Here is a 15,910-nt window from a genome sequence, read left to right on the forward strand (position 1 = left end):
TCTGAATCCACTTCATGATTCAGGGAGAAATTGTTATTTCTGAAGGAGGAACCCATTATGGGAAAAATTAAAGCAAGTGAAGCCGTTGTCAAACTGTTTGAAAACTGGGGAATTGACCATATTTATGGCATCCCGGGCGATTCGATCAATACAATGGTTGAAGCGTTACGCAAGGAAGAAAGCCAAATCAAATTCTACACGGTACGCCATGAAGAAGTCGCGTCGCTTGCTGCCGCTGCCTACACAAAACTGACAGGAAAAATTGGTGTATGTCTCGCAATCGGCGGTCCTGGTGCGATTCATCTGTTAAATGGTATGTATGATGCGAAGATGGATCATGTACCACAGCTTGTTTTAGTGGGTCATATCCCGGCACGCCTGACCGGAACAGACTACTTCCAGGAAGTGGATACCGTTGAATTGTTCAAAGATGTTGCTGTGTACAATAAGAAAATTACCAGTGCAGAAAGCTTTCCGGCAGTTGTTAACCAGGCTATCCGTACCGCTTACCAGAAACGCGGTGTAGCCGTATTATCCATTCCCGATGATATTGCGCTTGGTGAAATTTCTGACAGTAGCCCTCAGCTCTCAACACTGTTTGAGAAGAAAAATCCAGGACTCGTGCAGGACGATCTTAATGACGCTGTAGCGTTGATTAATGAAGCAGCAAATCCCGTCATTCTGGCTGGTGTCGGCGCAAAAAGTGCAAAGAAAGAACTGAAGGCATTCGCGGAACGTATTTCCGCTCCGGTTGCAATCACATTGCCAGGAAAAGGTGCCATTTCTGACACACACCCTAACTTTATCGGAAATATTGGTAAGATCGGCACCAAGCCAGCATATGAAGCAATGAAAAGTGCAGATTTACTGATCATGGTTGGTACGGATTATCCGTATGCAGCTTACCTTCCCGAAGGTGCGAAATGCGTACAGATCGACATTGACCCAGTGAAAATCGGTAAACGCTATTCAGTCACTGTCGGGATTGTCGGCGACGCGGCAGAAGCTCTGTCTTATCTGACGGAACACACAACACCTGTTCAAGAACGTCCATTCCTGAAAACCTGCCAGAATCGGATGGCTACATGGTGGAAATGGATGACTGAAGACGAAGTCAAAAAGCAGACACCAATCGCGCCAGAAGCACTGATGTCTGCAATTGAATCCATTTCTGAAGAGGATACCATTTATTCAGTCGATGTCGGTACATCAACCGTCTGGTCCACACGGTATCTTAAAGTGTCTGAGAAACAGGACTTTATCGTATCTGCTTGGCTTGGCACGATGGGTTGCGGTCTTCCAGGAGCAATTGCTGCCAAGCAGGCATTCCCGGATCGCCAGGCGATCGCCATTACGGGTGACGGGGCATTTGCAATGGTGATGCAGGATTTCTCGACAGCTGTACATTACAAAATGCCCATGATCGTTATTGTTCTGAACAATCGTCAATTAGCATTTATCAAGTACGAACAGCAATCAGCCGGACAATTAAAATATGCAGTCGATTTCGGTGATATTGATTATGCAAAATTTGCTGAAGCATGCGGTGGTAAGGGGATTCGAGTTGAGACGTTTGACGACCTGGAGCCGGCTCTTGAAGAAGCGAAAGCTTCTGATGTACCCGTTATTCTCGATGTTGTCGTTGATGTCGATGCGGCACCGCTTCCTGGAAAAATTGTGATGGATGAAGCGAAAGGCTATGCAAAATTCACGGCGAAATCCATTGCTGAAAATCATAAAATGGAAAAAATGCCACCGATGAAGACGGTTATGCGTCGATTCCTGTAATTCTTTCAAAGCAGTAAATGCAGCAATAAAGATACTCTCCGCCTCTTTTCAGTGTCACTCAATATACCATAACTGAAAAGTCTGGCCGTATTATAAAAAAGCGTTCCGTCAAATTAGCGGGACGCTTTTTTTATATTATAGTATCTTTATGCTTATTTTTTCACAACCGCATGACCGCCAAACTCATTGCGTAACGCAGCAACTACTTTCCCGGAAAACGTGTCACTTTCAAGTGAACGGTAGCGCATCAGCAGCGATAAAGCAATCACCGGTGTGGGCACCTGCATGTCAAGTGCTGTCTCCAGCGTCCATTTGCCTTCGCCTGACGAAGCCATGATACCACTCAGTTTTTCCAAGTTGCCATCTTTTGAAAAAGCATCTTCAAGCAGTTCAACCAGCCAGCTTCTAATGACTGACCCATGATTCCATACCTTCGCAACTGCCTGATTATCATAATCGAATTCACTCTTCTGCAAAACCTCAAAACCTTCAGCAAGCGACTGCATCATTCCGTATTCAATTCCGTTATGCACCATTTTCAAAAAATGCCCGCTGCCTGCCCTGCCTGTGTAAAGATAACCGTCGTTGACAGAAATGGCTTTAAAGAGCGGTTCAAGATAGCGAAATGATACTTCATCCCCACCGACCATGACACATGCACCGTTTCTTGCACCACTCATTCCGCCGGATGTACCGACATCCATGAAAGATATTCCTTTCTCCTTGCATAATTGATAGCGGCGCAGCGAATCTGTATACCTCGAATTTCCACCGTCGAGTATTATATCTCCTTCACTGAGCAACGAAAGCAATTTTGTCAATGTCTGTTCTGTCGGGTTGCCCGCAGGGACCATCATCCAAAAAACGCGCGGCTTTTTCAGTGCACCGACAAGTGCTTCAAGCGACGAGATTCCTTCAATACCATCGAAAGTATCCGCTTTGGCTACTGCTTCCGAAGAGAGATCAAATGCCTTGACCGAAAACCCGTGTTCCGACATATTCAAGGCAAGATTATAACCCATTTTACCTAAACCGATTAATCCGATTTCCATGTCACTCACCTAATTTATGTATTATTGATATTCATCTTTTTTAGTTTAACGTATTTAGCCTTTTTATCCAAATAGAAAATATAATGTGTTATGGCTCAACTCAACTAATAGCAGACTAACGAGCAAGCCATGATTATCTGTCCGATAATTACTTCAAACAATGATCAATTTTTCTGACGATCATAGCGAAAAATGGCTGGTCCTCCTGAAACGTCTTCAGCCGTTTCGCTTTCACGGTAGACATCTGCAAAAAAAATGATCATGACTAAAGGAACGCTTATGAGAAGAACAAATACAGGCACTGTGAGATAAGCTCGGATCTCTTTATGGTACACGCGAAATTGGAGATCCTGCCCTGACTTTTGCCGTCCATTCTGAAAGAGCGAACCCTCTGGGTAGAGATCTCTCTGCTCAAATAGTCCTTTTCCATGAATCGGCAAATCCAGATAATCTGAATCGTTTCCGGTTAGTTTTGAAAGAATCATCGTATAATTAGTCGCCGCAGCAAGAGGATGGTTAAGCTTGATCTCGGACAGTTCACCTTTTTCTAATTCCTGAGCTGTAAACGTTTTTACAGCGCTCTGTCCGGGGCCAGACTGAGATCTGATCATCAATCGATAAACAGCGGTCCCGCGCGCACCTGCTTTCCCCAGAGAAATATGATCAAAACTTCGATTGGCGTAAAAGGTTTGCTGCACACTGCTTGCATCAGATACACGCGCATATTCAGACCCTTTACTTTGATTTTGGTTCACTGCATAACGATACTGAACATCGCTTTCTCTTGTTAACTGATTTATGTGTGCTGCGCTAATGCATAGCAGCAAAAGGAAAAGAAAATGAGCCATTTGCTGCGTGCTGATCGACATCTTTAAAATTCGTAATTGATTATGACGGCTCAGAAAAGAAGCCAGTGCTTTTAATCCATAACAGTCTGCGATCAGCAGAGGAAAGAAGAATAACAATGCATATCTCGGTTCAGCTTCCCAAAGAAAAATATAGAAAAGAAAATTTCCGAACAACATAATCAGGAGGAACAAAGACGGATCCACTTTTCTGCTTGCACGTACCAAAAGAGCTGCATAAAAAAGGAGCAGTAAATGGACGCAATGCCCAATCTGGATCATAAAGAGAAGCAACTGGCGCTGATTACCGATGAAATAATCGTAAAGCAGAGAATGGTCAGTAGTATTTCCTAAATACCAGTAATAACCCAGCGAACCATCTGCGTAGACGCGAAAAGCCTTCACTGCCCATAAATAGGTCAGTTCCCCAATTGATTTTGATGCAAGTCTTCGTTTTATTTCACGTACATTGACCGCTTTTTTGGCGGCCTGAGTCGGCTGCTGATAGGTGAGTCGAAAATCCCGGAGATTGTACCGCCCCTGTTCTGAAAGGCCAAGCATGGTCCAATGCGTCACAGGCATTTTAGTTTTTGAATTCGCCTGTATATTTATGTGCCCAGCAAAATCGGCAACAGCCATCTGCAAAAAAAATAATACAGTTAAAATGCCTGCCATCAGTACAAGTGCACGTTTAAACTGTGAACGAAAACATAGATATATCATAAGTGCCGGAAGAAACAAAATAAGATTTTGCCGAATGACGCAGCCTGCTGCAAAGATAAAGCAAAGCATCGCCGCATCAAATACACGCCCGCTGCGCTCATAGCACATAACCACAAAAATAAGCAATGGTGGCATCATGATCATCAGTGTATCTGAATAAAAATACAGTGTATAGAAAAAAACAGGCGCACATGTCAGAATGAGAAAGAGAAAAACCAGCCCCATCCTGCCGCCCAAAAGCTGCTTAACAATTTTCCAGGAAAAGAAGATGCCGAGATTCAATGCGACCATGCAAAGCACATGATCAAAAATAAATAATGCGTGACTTGATTGAAAAGGCGTACATAAATAAAACAGATAGCGAATCAGCATGATCGGAATATTATTGGGATAAATTTGAAAATACAAATGATCATTGCCTGCCTGACCGGGATTTATCAGTTCTTTTGCTTTTAAATACAGATGTCCTCCGTCAATTTCAGGTGGCTCGATTCCTGTAAAAGCACACAGCAGGAAAAGTTCGACTAATATAATTACACCAAAAAGAACCCAGCTCAGTTTTTTAACTCTACATTCTGAAATATGTGCCATCGCATGATGAAGTGCAACAAAGAAAAAAAGTGTAACGATTACAAAAAAAAGCAGCATAAAAAATAAATCTGCAGACGAATATGCCAGTTTGCCAAAAGAGTGATTCATTCCCAAAAGAAACGGAGCACAAATACTTAGAAGCAGGAAAAATCCGGAAAACAATGCAAATGAGTCACTAAACGTCCTGATTAAGCTATTCCTTATGCCTGACAAGATCATCACACCCAGGTAGTCATTTCCCTAATGGTCTTAAATATTATTGGTTAACGTTTCGATTATTATTACTTTTATTTATAAGTTAAAAGCAGTCGACTCATAATCATCGACTGCTTTTTCGGCCTTTTTTAGAGAAGACCTTTTAAACTTTATCATTGATTTTTGCCACTTCTCATCGTGTTGTTTAAATGCAAATAAATACGCTTTTTTAGTCAACTGTTTTTTTCCACATTCCTAAGATCAATCCGGAAATCACCGCACCGATAACTGTAGAAATGAGAAACAGAATTGCATGATTTCCAAGCAAAACAACGAATATCCCTCCGTGTGGAGCTGGAATATTAATGCCCCATAATTGCGTCAAACCACCGGCGATCGCTGCACCGATGACGCTTGAGAGAATCACGCGAAGCGGATCGGATGCAGCAAATGGAATGGCTCCTTCGGTAATAAAAGAAAGACCCAGGACGTAATTGGTAATCCCCGCTTTTCGCTCCTCATCGGTAAATTTGTTTCTAAACAATGAGGTTGCAAGCGCGATGGCTAAAGGTGGAACCATACCACCAGCCATTACCGCTGCCATAAGCAAGCCGTTTGTGTTCCCGCTGCTTGTAAATACGCCAATAGCAAATGTGTAGGCTGCTTTATTAACCGGTCCACCCATGTCGACTGCCATCATTGCGCCAAGAACAATGCCAAGTAAAACCGCGTTACCTGTACCCAGATGATTCAATGCATCAATTAAGCCTGTATTGATATTTTTAAAAATCGGATCGAACACATAATACATTAAACTGCCAGTGATCAGGAGACCAAATACCGGATAAAGAAGAATCGGTTTAAGACCGTCCAGCGCACGAGGCATACCGTGAAAAATTTTCTTTAATAAAACAATGACCCAGCCTGCGAGAAATCCGGCAGCAAGACCACCAAGAAAGCCCGCAGACGATGATGATGCCATAAATCCGCCAACCACACCTGGCATCAAGGCAGGACGATCGCCAATGCTCATTGCAATAAAGCCTGCAAGAATAGCAATCAAAAAATGAAAGGCACCCGTTTCTCCACCGGCAATCGCACCAAGCATTTTAAAGATCGTGTTGCTTTCGCCAATCGTACGCTCCAGAAGAAATGAAATCGCCAGCAGAATACCACCGCCCACAACGAACGGAAGCATATGGGAGATACCGTTCATCAGATCTTTGTAGATTTTTCCCCATACAGACACCTTGTCTTCAGACGCACTGCCGCTTGATGCTTCACCGCCTTCCGCGTGATACGTTGGTGCCTCGCCTTTAAGCGCCTTAGTAATCAATTCCTCTGGCTTCCGAATTCCATCACTTACCGGTGTTTGCAGTACTTTCTTCCCATTAAACCGGGCCATTTCTACTTTCTTATCGGCGGCGATGATCACACCAGCTGCACGATCAATTTCTTCTTTTGTCAGAACGTGCTTTGCACCCTCAGACCCGTTGGTTTCAACACGAATGGCGATGCCCATTTCTTTTGCTTTCTTTTTTAACGCATCTTCCGCCATATAGGTGTGAGCAATACCCGTTGGACAGGCTGTTACTGCAACAACAAATCGCTCGTCGTCCGACTTTATTTCATTGGTCTGCACAGTATTTTCCCTTGCCTCTGCCGCATCATGTTCAGCCTGTTTTTCATCAAACAGTCTGGCTACCTGAGCGGAAGTAGTAGCATGTTTTACCTGTTCAACAAATTCATGATCAATTAATAAGCGGGAGAGCGCTGCAAGCGTTTGGAGATGTACATCAGCAGCGCCTTCAGGAGCAGCAATCATGAAAAACAAATAAGAAGGTTGCCCATCCAAGGCCTTGTAGTCAATCCCCTTTTGGCTTCGTCCAAACACTACAGTTGCCTCGTTAACGGCTCTTGTTTTGGCATGCGGCATAGCAATACCGTCTCCAATACCCGTACTGGACTGTGCTTCACGTTTCAAAATCATTTCTTTAAATAGTACTGGATCATTGATTCTGCCATTACGATGCAAACTGTCAATCAGCTCATCAATTGCTTCTTCCTTATCCGTCGCCTTCATGTCCAGTACCATTGTCTTTTCAATCATTAGGTCTGTAATTCTCATAGGTACACTCCTTTTCCAAGTTGTTACACGTATAGAGAAATAAGTTAAGCAGTCGAGTGTTACATAAAAATGATTGTAGAAATGAATGAACCGGACAGATTCAGCTGTTTACTCACAATAAAACGCAGTTGCCAAAAAAATCCTGTTATAAAATGGCCGGATCATCGGCGATACAAACAGAAGTCCTTTCTAAAATTAAGGATCTGCAGCTTTCAGGTATTTCATCCGTGATGATTATCGCTTCGTTCAAATCGAAAAGTTTACAGAAAGAAACTTCCGTAAATTTACTGCTGTCTGAGATCACGAAAGTTTGATCGGCAAGCGCATGTGCACAGCGCTTCAGTGCCGCTTCTTCGGGATCAGGCGTAGTAAATCCCGCCGACGGATGAATACCGTTTGTTCCAATGAATGCCGTATCAAAGCGAAAATCGCGAATATTTTGCAATGCGATACTCCCGACTGTTGCTTTTGTCGTTGATTTCATCATGCCACCAAGCAAGTAGCAGAGAATGTGATTGTGGGCGAGCAAATCTCCATGTATGGGTCCATTGGTGACAACGGTTACATCTTTTGCTTTGATAAAAGGAATCATTTCTAGAGTTGTTGTTCCGGCATCCAGATAGATACAATCATTGTCCTTTATTTTTGAAGCAGCAAGACGTGCGATCTTTTTTTTTTGATGCACATTTTTCAGCGTTTTAGTATCCATGTCCGGTTCTTCATTAAGCTTATTCAGAAGTGATGCTCCGCCGTGAATTCGGCGAAGTAAATGCCGGTTTTCCAGTTCCTGCAAATCTCTTCGAATTGTTGATTCAGAAGCATCCAGCATCTGGACCAGTTCCTGAAGTTTGACAACATGCGTATCTGCTAAAATCTTCAAAATGGATTGTTGTCTTTCCTCTGCTAACATACACTCATTCCTCCACAATGTTTATTGTAACATGATTTCATTCATTTTCAATCACTAAAATTCAAAAGACGTCATCCATTCACTTATTATCCTTGATATATTACATTTTTTGAATGATTATGAACGTTTATTGCTTTTCCCTATTAAAAGATCAAAATCAGCAGTGATCTCTGCAGACGGTATATTCAGCCAGGCCCGCTGATTTTCTTCAGACGCATTCCAGGCAAGCGGTGTCATTTTAATAAGATCATGAATCGCATCTTTTTTTAAACGAACAACGTAATTTATATGTCTGGTCGTAACTTCCGGATAGTGCTTTTTAAACAGTCCTAATGTATCCTGGTTCGAATAATGTGCTTTTTGATCATCATATAATGAGGTACGTAGTTCTTTTAAATAATTGCTCCCGGGAATAACCTTAATAACACACCCACCGGGTTTCAGCAACCGATTGAAAATCGTATAGTTTGAAGGGGACAGCAGATTAAGAATGCAATCGAAATGTCCATCTTCAAATGGGGGATAAGCAAGATCAGCCACAAACCACATCTGTTCCGGATAATGAACTGCCGCCGAATTGATCCTGTCTTTTGATAAGTCGATTCCAAACCCATTAATATCATTAGGCAGAAAGCTAACTATTTTTTGGCAAAGTCTCGAAAAAGATGATCCTTCCCCGCAGCCAAGATCAAGTATATTTAATGAACTTAGTGATGTAACCGTAGCTTTCAATTGCTCAGATATTGTGGATAGAAGCGGGTCAAAAAAACCATGTTCAGCGATCATTCGCCGTCGCGCTTCAAAGAGATCTTTTCCATAGGCCGTGTGGATCGATCGGGTCAGAAAATTAACATACCCTTTCCGCGCAATATCAAATGTATGGCCAGTTTTACAGATCAGACTTTTTTGTTCTGAAACCGCCATTGCCTGTCCACATATGGGACACTTCAGCAGAGTTAAATTTACTTGCAATTGATCAATAAAGTGTAAACGTTTACTCATATAGAACGCCCTTTTTGTCGTTTGTTTATAGAATGAAAAAATTAAAGACGGACTTATTATAACATAGCCGTGTACTCCCAGATTTTTTAGACGGGGGATAATTATTATTAGCCGTGTTGAACGATTTATCGTATAATATATCTATTCCGATAAGAAAGGTGTGTTATTATGGCATCGACTGTTCATTCCATTCCGCGCCCCCTCGTTCGAACAAATCAGTGGGTGATTGTTCTTGCAATTGTTATCTCCTGGCTAACACATCAATATTGGCTGCTTCTTATTCCACTCTTATCTGGTTTGTCTGGTTTAGTCTTTGATTTTAATCCTGTTATGGTACTTGCAAAAAAATTTTTAAGAAAACCGCAGCGTTCATATATTCCTGAAGACTATGAGCAACAACGTTTTAATCAACTGATCTCAGTCTCGTGCCTGTCACTCGCTTTAATCAGTTTTGCTTTTAACTGGACGATTGCCGCTTATATTTTTTCTGCCATTGTTGGTCTTGCGGCATTCATCGCTATTCTCGGTTTCTGCATCGGCTGCTTCATCCATTACCAATGGACCAGATTTCACCAGAAACGTGTACAGCAAAATGTTAAATAAAGAATCAGGCACAAAATGAACAGCCTGGCTCTCCTGCTGTTCGCCAAGTGTCACCGTTATGTTGCTGGGTGAATACACTGGATGCGAAAGGAAGCGATCAAGTATGGCAGAATATGATCAGACAAATGAGCAACCGCTGTTTGTCCCGCAATTAATGGATGGTCGTAATGCACAGCAGGGAAATACGGTTCCGAATATCAATGACGTATGCCGTAAATACATGAACTATCATGTCATTGCGGAAATGGCGGACGGTAAAAAGATGGAGGGAATTATCGAAGATATTAACGATCAGGGCGTCGTGATGCTGATACCGGAAGACGTAAACGATGCAGAACGTTATTTCTATGGACCCGGAGGCCGCAGAAGATTCAGACGTTTCAATCGTTTTCTCTTTCCATTTATTCTGTTTGTCCCTCCATTCTTCTATCCGTACCCATACTTTTACTGAAACCTTAAATTCAGTTAGAAAACGCGCTTCTCAAAAATCAGAGAAGCGTTTTTTCCCAATTTATGTCGTTTCGACCAGATTCCCCAGCAGGATAATCAGCATGCCACATGCCTCTGTCCAAGTGCCGGCGGTAACCATCGGATCGGATAGCGTGTAGTCCCCACCTGCGTCCAGTAACCGTTTTCTCCCCTGTGCTTCGAGAAAGTTTCCGAGACATACCATAATTCTTCCGATAATCACGTACATTCTTCTCCATGCCTTCGGATCGCTTACAAGCACCATGTTCCCGAGCACTTCTTTAAGATTCGCGGACATTGTCTGCACAAGCAGTTTTCTGTCATCATCTTCGTCATTAATAAATTGTATTGCGAAAGTGCCGTAGCCAATAAAATTCAATGCAAGGCCTAACCGAGCAACTGAGTCTTCAGAAAACAAATCAATAAGCAGAGAACCAGCCGCAACTTGAATTAAACTCCCGGCAAAAACCAGATCATCCTGTGTTTCACGATCCAGATGCTCCAGAGGAGTTTGACCTATGGCATTCAGAATCTTTCCAACTGTAATGGATGCGAGTGCTATGTTATCGGACATCTCTTCTCTGTTCACAGTTGTCCCACCAATCAATTGAGCCTCATCATTCCATCATATTCGTATTCAGTTTTAATTGTCCGATTACTTGTTATATTTCTTTCCTGCTGCCAGGAGCGCGCCCGCAACTGCCGGCGTCACGATAAGGGCTGCTGCTGCTTCAGCAGCACCATTCGTCATAACGATTGTGAGCAATGCCGGAAGCAGCTTACTGACATCAATTTGCAGAAAGTTCGCATATGGCTGACTGTAAAAAATGTAAATCAGCCCCAGAACAAGAATCGTATTAGTCAAAGACCCAAGCAAACCGGCAACCGACATGCTGACAACTTTCGGCAATCTGGTCTTCTTCAATGCAACATAAACGCCCCCGGCGATAATGCCGACTAAAATACGTGGAACAACTGAAATAAGCGGATTTGTGAATACAATAGGTGCGATTGGACTGGTTGGAAATGCAAATGCACGAATAAAAGTAGTCATGCCCCATACACAGCCCACGATTGCACCTTCAACCGGTCCGAGTGCAATTGCTGCAATGATGACTGTAAGATGGATAATGGTTAAACTAAAAACGCCAATCGGTATGTAACCAAGAAATGGCACCAGGTTTTGCAAAAGAATAATTGCTGTAAAAACACTTAAAATAACTAAACGATAAGTTTTTTTTCTGTTTGTCGTTTCCATGTTAAACCCCTTTTTTTGTCAACTCTCTATTTCTTAATATCAATCCTCCTTTGTCATTATAATGACTTTTTACGACAAGGGAAACATTCAATTTCTCTAATTAAATGTTTTTGTTAACATAATATTATTATTGTTTCGGATCGTCGGCCTTGTTTTTTTCCTGATTCTTTAAAACAGCGACCATTTTTTTGATTTTGTCCGGAACCGGAAGCCCCATCTCTCCTGCATTTTCAATAATAGACAGTAATTCATTTGCCAGATAAAAATAAATGCTTGCATCCATAATTATGCTTTCTGAACCAAGTATTCGATCACATAAATGAGCGGCGGCCACCACGGCGAAAATCATTACTTTTCTGACAATACCTTGAAAACCAACTTTACTTGACAACTTTCCTTTATATGCAGCAGCAAGCAGTCCCGATATATAGTCAAGAATAACAAATGCAATAAGAAGCGTAATGAGCGGTGACCATTCACCAAACACATAGCTGAGTATGACACTCAAAAACATTGTTATACTTTTATAGACATGTAAATGCTGTGTCACTTGCCTATCCCCTCTCTGCTTCGTTTCTATAATTTATGTTGTCGCATTTTAAGGGACAGGGCTGAATGCCAATGACATCTCAGAAACACTAAAAAAGGCTGAGGTGAGTTACTTAGTCTGTTTGTACAAAAATGCATTCTGGCTGTAACCATACGTCGCAACCCGTACATGAATACAAAATACCCGAATTAGAAAACTTGGTTTTGCCAATCCTCTGGCAAAGGCAAAGCTGCCGCCGCACTTATACTACAATCCGCTGAATTTTAAACTTTCTTATAGTGCAAAAAAAAAGATCCTTTTGACAAAGGATCCTGCACAAAAAATGTTTTGGGGGGTATTACTTTTACATAAATACTGTAACATGTTATCTTTTGCTTTTTCATCAACCCTGAGCACGAAAACACGCTACGTCCGGAGACCTATAAAAGCAAAAAATAAAAGGTGAATCGGGCGTGCCAGCAAACCTTTAAAAAGTTGGATAGGAAATACAAAAGAGGGAAAATCATTGTTTCACTGAACGCTGTGTGACATTTGTGAGCGACTCAGTGAATAAGTAATTGGGGCGCGATTTGCTAAAACACTGCCTGTATTCACCTCATGTAAAGCAATCATCTGCTTTACATATATAATTTTATCTCTTTTTCACACGACATAACAACGCATTTATGATGCGGGGTCACGCATTTTTTGTGCGGGGTCACGCATCATCACGCATGATTCAAAAATATTGTTAATTTTTCAAAAAGTTATCGCTTGACGATTAAGATCGCTCCAATGTTTAACCAGAAATTCATCTGTCATCCAACGTTTTGCTCCCGACCAAGGATCATTATAATAGAAGCCGCTTTGATTGTATCCGGTTAATGTGAGCGCATGAATACTAAAACCATCAAAGGTGCCCCATATGACAACCGGATGATTACGACTTAGATAATCCTTTAATTGCTCAGTTGAAGCGCCTGTTAAATTGACAGCACTTCCCGCATACTTTTTTACGAGTCCCATTAAAGCGGGTGGATTTATGGTTACTCCGGATTTAGTAAATGGTGAACCGACAAAGCCAGTATCCGGATCACCATTCACAGCCCGTGGCATTTCGTTCGCCATCTGAATTTTATTCACATGTGCACCATGAAAACGGAGCATCATCGTTACCGCCGTAATTTCACAACCCGTGGGCAGTTCAGGCAACTGCCGTATGCTTACAACGTTCATTTTATAGTTTTCGGGAATCTGAGTACCTGAGTACACAATTTTAGTCTGGGAAGGTTTTACTGTTTCTCTCTTAAGGGTGGCGCCAAGAATGATTTTTCCGTTTACTCGTTTCGCATCATAACGGACACGCTCAATTCCGTTTTTTCCATTCTGATGAACGCGATTTTCACCGCGCATCATTGAATCATCGTCCACATATTTTGTCTTAAATGCAGTGCGCTCCGTGCGTTCATAGATTACTTTAACCACTTTTGACACAGGAACTACATGCTTTTCACTCTTGTAAGAAAAAGTCAGTTTGTAAGTCCCGGTTTGATTCGTATTCATCTCACCTTTGACGATTAAATGATTTAATGACAATGCTTTTCCCTTCTGATCTGTTACGGTAACATAATCTTTTGGATCAATATTTTCTCCCAGTCGGATAATTGACGGCATTTTTTTTATCGTAATTACAACTTGTTCTTCCTGTTTCATCGTGCCGTAACACCCCGTTAGCAGCAGAACAGCACTAAATATCGCGATCACCATAATATAACATTTAAAGTATGTTTTCACTGACTCCTCGACACCCCTGCATTGGTTAGAAATGAATAATTACAGTTTACAGGAAAATGCTTAATTTTTGATTAAAAAAACGAATATTCAACGCTTAAAAATTGTCGTTCCTATATTCTTTTGTAATCTCCATTGTGGTGCAGTATCATCATCACTCCAATACTCATTCATCGCAATTATCTTATTATCATCCTCGATTTCCATAAACGATACCACATGAAAAGACGACTCTTTATCGATAGTAAAAACATTCACTACAGTAATGATCAAACTCCCAACTTTCTCTATTCTTTCAATTGTTCCATCCCAATCTCCAGGGTATTCGCAGTTTGCTCTAATATACTCATCTACCGTAAAGTGTTCATTGGTACAATGCCAATTTACATATGCCGTGTCCTTGAAAAAGGTTTTCAGTTTTTCTGCATCTTGTTTGAGTACTGCATTCCAAAATTTTTTAATGTCCATTTACTTTGTCTCCCCAATTGTTTATCATTGTTTTTCTATAATATCATCACCTGGCAAGGCTTCCAATGATGATGAACGTTATCACGTACACCAAAGTCAAATTAAACCATCGTTGAGGCTCTTTCAGCATGCCTTCAAAAACAGGCCCCTAAGGTTCTGTCGAACTGCTTCCTTGGTCCGCAAACATTACAGACCGCTGCAAACTGATGAATCTATATAAAAATAAAAATGAACATTTTTTGCTACTTTTTTCACTGCATTTTATATCCGCCTCCTACTTATCAAATAGGAGACGATAATTATGCAAAACACATTAATTACGATAAGTGAAATTTTGAATGAAGACTGGTTTACGGAGTGGGAACTGGAAGGTGTTGAACTGGATTCTGCCGATCAGTGGTTGCTTATTTTTGAAGACGTAGGTTATTTAAACAAAATGACTGAATCCGTCTATATTTACCACGATCCGGCGATTAAGCAGAAATTACTATCAGCGCCGAAAAGACACGCTCTCTGGAAAAAGTTCGGATCTGTCGGCGTGAAAAACAATACGCCCGGATGATGTTGCCGGAGCCGTCCATCTTGGCAGAGATGAACTCGAGGAGGTCGGTCGTACGCTGAAAGAAAGCTATGCTTTTTTGGATATTATGGCTGCAAATATCAGTAATTAAAGCGCAGTCCATACTATCCAATTCATGTCGAAACGTGTTGATAATTATTGATTTTCTTTTTCTCCCAAGATGATATCATCTATGTATTAATTATTTCTTGGAGAGATATTATTTGAAGAACAGATTAATTATCGTGTTACTTCCACTATTATTTTTTTCTATTTATTTTGCTAATTTTGCTTCTGCTCAGAACAATAGTAGTAATGCAGGTGGGCAATTTGGAGGTGGTGGGTTTTATGAAAGCCCGATTGGCTTTGGTACTCGTGGTGGTGGCGGAGTAAAATATTATCATGGGGGAAGTATGCCAATAAAAGGCGCTAAACCAAAAAGCGAATACCGTCTTTATAAAAAGGGGAAACCATATCAAAAAAGGCTTTTCGATAAAAAAGGCCGTGCAAAGGTTGACATCGACTACACTGATCACGGTTTTCCAAAGTATCATACTAACCCACATATACATTATTGGAGCTGGAATGGGAATAAAGCTAGCAGAAAGTGACAAATAGTGTTCATCACATAATGATGACATAAATCGAGAAAGGTTGGATTATTATGAATGACTTATCCGTGAGCAAAGTAATTGAGATGATAGATCAAGGCAGAGAGTTCGATTTGAGATATCAAGATGAGGTATATACAATATCCAATTTAGGTAAAACTAAGGGCATCGCTCATGATGGACAAGGTAAAGAATATAAATCTGGTAAGGATATTTTTGATAACTATACAATAGATGGAAAATCACTTAATGAAGTTTGGGACAAAATTGAAGTGGATTATATTTTCTAATCAGTCGACTATCTGACACATACATCCCCCCCGGTCATCGCCGGGGCTTTATTATGTAAAAAGAAAACGGGAGCCCGTGCATTCGCAGTCTCCCGTGTA

16 protein-coding genes are annotated in these 15,910 nt (G+C 41.4%); 6 read left to right on the forward strand and 10 right to left on the reverse strand.

Features of this window, described 5'->3' with window-relative positions; translation table 11 throughout:
• The first annotated feature begins 57 nt into the window (after positions 1 to 57).
• Positions 58 to 1,788, forward strand: coding sequence for a pyruvate oxidase (locus tag M3N64_RS07565; RefSeq protein ID WP_249100506.1), 1,731 nt, complete (start codon positions 58 to 60; stop codon positions 1,786 to 1,788).
• A 152-nt stretch (positions 1,789 to 1,940) separates the two neighbouring features.
• Here the strand turns inward: M3N64_RS07565 and gnd are convergent, their stop codons facing one another.
• The 5 genes from gnd to M3N64_RS07590 form a co-directional block, all read right to left on the reverse strand.
• Positions 1,941 to 2,840, reverse strand: a complete 900-nt coding sequence (gene gnd / locus M3N64_RS07570) for a phosphogluconate dehydrogenase (NAD(+)-dependent, decarboxylating) (protein WP_249100511.1) — start codon at positions 2,838 to 2,840, stop codon at positions 1,941 to 1,943.
• Between the two features lie 164 nt (positions 2,841 to 3,004).
• Positions 3,005 to 5,218 carry a glycosyltransferase-like membrane protein gene (locus M3N64_RS07575; protein ID WP_497007935.1) on the reverse strand — a complete coding sequence of 738 codons (2,214 nt, stop codon included), beginning with the start codon at positions 5,216 to 5,218 and terminating at the stop codon, positions 3,005 to 3,007.
• Between the two features lie 205 nt (positions 5,219 to 5,423).
• The gene (locus tag M3N64_RS07580; protein WP_249100517.1) at positions 5,424 to 7,322 is read right to left on the reverse strand and encodes a PTS fructose transporter subunit IIABC; all 1,899 of its coding nucleotides are present in this window, start codon (positions 7,320 to 7,322) and stop codon (positions 5,424 to 5,426) included.
• Between the two features lie 145 nt (positions 7,323 to 7,467).
• Positions 7,468 to 8,232 carry a DeoR/GlpR family DNA-binding transcription regulator gene (locus M3N64_RS07585; protein ID WP_249100519.1) on the reverse strand — a complete coding sequence of 255 codons (765 nt, stop codon included), beginning with the start codon at positions 8,230 to 8,232 and terminating at the stop codon, positions 7,468 to 7,470.
• A 117-nt stretch (positions 8,233 to 8,349) separates the two neighbouring features.
• Positions 8,350 to 9,234 (reverse strand): putative RNA methyltransferase, encoded by an 885-nt coding sequence (locus tag M3N64_RS07590; protein WP_249100522.1) that lies wholly within the window; start codon positions 9,232 to 9,234, stop codon positions 8,350 to 8,352.
• A gap of 168 nt (positions 9,235 to 9,402) precedes the next feature.
• On the opposite strand from M3N64_RS07590, the gene M3N64_RS07595 reads away from it, so the two are divergent.
• Positions 9,403 to 9,837: a DUF4395 domain-containing protein gene (locus M3N64_RS07595; protein ID WP_249100524.1), complete on the forward strand. Its 435-nt coding sequence runs from the start codon at positions 9,403 to 9,405 to the stop codon at positions 9,835 to 9,837.
• Between the two features lie 103 nt (positions 9,838 to 9,940).
• On the forward strand, positions 9,941 to 10,288 hold the full coding sequence (locus M3N64_RS07600) for a hypothetical protein (RefSeq protein WP_249100528.1): 348 nt from the start codon (positions 9,941 to 9,943) through the stop codon (positions 10,286 to 10,288).
• 60 nt (positions 10,289 to 10,348) lie between these two features.
• Here M3N64_RS07600 and M3N64_RS07605 read toward each other — a convergent pair whose 3' ends face one another.
• From M3N64_RS07605 to M3N64_RS07625, 5 genes are all read right to left on the reverse strand, one after another.
• Entirely contained in the window at positions 10,349 to 10,894 is a 546-nt protein-coding gene (locus M3N64_RS07605; protein ID WP_249100531.1) for a DUF6944 family repetitive protein, read from the reverse strand.
• 66 nt (positions 10,895 to 10,960) lie between these two features.
• Positions 10,961 to 11,563, reverse strand: a complete 603-nt coding sequence (locus M3N64_RS07610) for an ECF transporter S component (protein WP_249100534.1) — start codon at positions 11,561 to 11,563, stop codon at positions 10,961 to 10,963.
• Between the two features lie 127 nt (positions 11,564 to 11,690).
• Positions 11,691 to 12,113: a phage holin family protein gene (locus tag M3N64_RS07615; protein WP_249100537.1), complete on the reverse strand. Its 423-nt coding sequence runs from the start codon at positions 12,111 to 12,113 to the stop codon at positions 11,691 to 11,693.
• 738 nt (positions 12,114 to 12,851) lie between these two features.
• Entirely contained in the window at positions 12,852 to 13,805 is a 954-nt protein-coding gene (locus tag M3N64_RS07620) for a C39 family peptidase (RefSeq protein WP_249100539.1), read from the reverse strand.
• A gap of 168 nt (positions 13,806 to 13,973) precedes the next feature.
• Positions 13,974 to 14,351 carry a nuclear transport factor 2 family protein gene (locus M3N64_RS07625; protein WP_249100542.1) on the reverse strand — a complete coding sequence of 126 codons (378 nt, stop codon included), beginning with the start codon at positions 14,349 to 14,351 and terminating at the stop codon, positions 13,974 to 13,976.
• Between the two features lie 301 nt (positions 14,352 to 14,652).
• Here M3N64_RS07625 and M3N64_RS07630 point away from each other — a divergent pair, with 301 nt between their 5' ends.
• The 3 genes from M3N64_RS07630 (at position 14,653) to M3N64_RS07640 (ending at position 15,811) form a co-directional block, all read left to right on the forward strand.
• Entirely contained in the window at positions 14,653 to 14,913 is a 261-nt protein-coding gene (locus tag M3N64_RS07630; RefSeq protein ID WP_249100546.1) for a hypothetical protein, read from the forward strand.
• 221 nt (positions 14,914 to 15,134) lie between these two features.
• Positions 15,135 to 15,521: a hypothetical protein gene (locus M3N64_RS07635; RefSeq protein ID WP_249100549.1), complete on the forward strand. Its 387-nt coding sequence runs from the start codon at positions 15,135 to 15,137 to the stop codon at positions 15,519 to 15,521.
• A gap of 53 nt (positions 15,522 to 15,574) precedes the next feature.
• Positions 15,575 to 15,811 (forward strand): hypothetical protein, encoded by a 237-nt coding sequence (locus M3N64_RS07640; RefSeq protein ID WP_249100551.1) that lies wholly within the window; start codon positions 15,575 to 15,577, stop codon positions 15,809 to 15,811.
• Positions 15,812 to 15,910: the final 99 nt, after the last annotated feature.

It is taken from the genome of Sporolactobacillus mangiferae (assembly GCF_023336505.1).
GTDB lineage: Bacteria > Bacillota > Bacilli > Bacillales > Sporolactobacillaceae > Sporolactobacillus > Sporolactobacillus mangiferae.

Bases quoted from the DNA above. Each gene is read 5' to 3' on its own strand.
- M3N64_RS07625 (WP_249100542.1), bottom strand. From the start codon at position 14,351: ATGGACATTAAAAAATTTTGGAATGCAGTACTCAAACAAGATGCAGAA.
- M3N64_RS07630 (WP_249100546.1), top strand. From the start codon at position 14,653: ATGCAAAACACATTAATTACGATAAGTGAAATTTTGAATGAAGACTGG.
- M3N64_RS07580 (WP_249100517.1), bottom strand. From the start codon at position 7,322: ATGAGAATTACAGACCTAATGATTGAAAAGACAATGGTACTGGACATG.
- M3N64_RS07610 (WP_249100534.1), bottom strand. From the start codon at position 11,563: ATGGAAACGACAAACAGAAAAAAAACTTATCGTTTAGTTATTTTAAGT.
- M3N64_RS07590 (WP_249100522.1), bottom strand. From the start codon at position 9,234: ATGAGTAAACGTTTACACTTTATTGATCAATTGCAAGTAAATTTAACT.
- M3N64_RS07585 (WP_249100519.1), bottom strand. From the start codon at position 8,232: ATGTTAGCAGAGGAAAGACAACAATCCATTTTGAAGATTTTAGCAGAT.
- M3N64_RS07600 (WP_249100528.1), top strand. From the start codon at position 9,941: ATGGCAGAATATGATCAGACAAATGAGCAACCGCTGTTTGTCCCGCAA.
- M3N64_RS07620 (WP_249100539.1), bottom strand. From the start codon at position 13,805: ATGAAACAGGAAGAACAAGTTGTAATTACGATAAAAAAAATGCCGTCA.
- M3N64_RS07640 (WP_249100551.1), top strand. From the start codon at position 15,575: ATGAATGACTTATCCGTGAGCAAAGTAATTGAGATGATAGATCAAGGC.
- M3N64_RS07575 (WP_497007935.1), bottom strand. From the start codon at position 5,218: ATGATCTTGTCAGGCATAAGGAATAGCTTAATCAGGACGTTTAGTGAC.
- gnd (WP_249100511.1), bottom strand. From the start codon at position 2,840: ATGGAAATCGGATTAATCGGTTTAGGTAAAATGGGTTATAATCTTGCC.
- M3N64_RS07595 (WP_249100524.1), top strand. From the start codon at position 9,403: ATGGCATCGACTGTTCATTCCATTCCGCGCCCCCTCGTTCGAACAAAT.
- M3N64_RS07565 (WP_249100506.1), top strand. From the start codon at position 58: ATGGGAAAAATTAAAGCAAGTGAAGCCGTTGTCAAACTGTTTGAAAAC.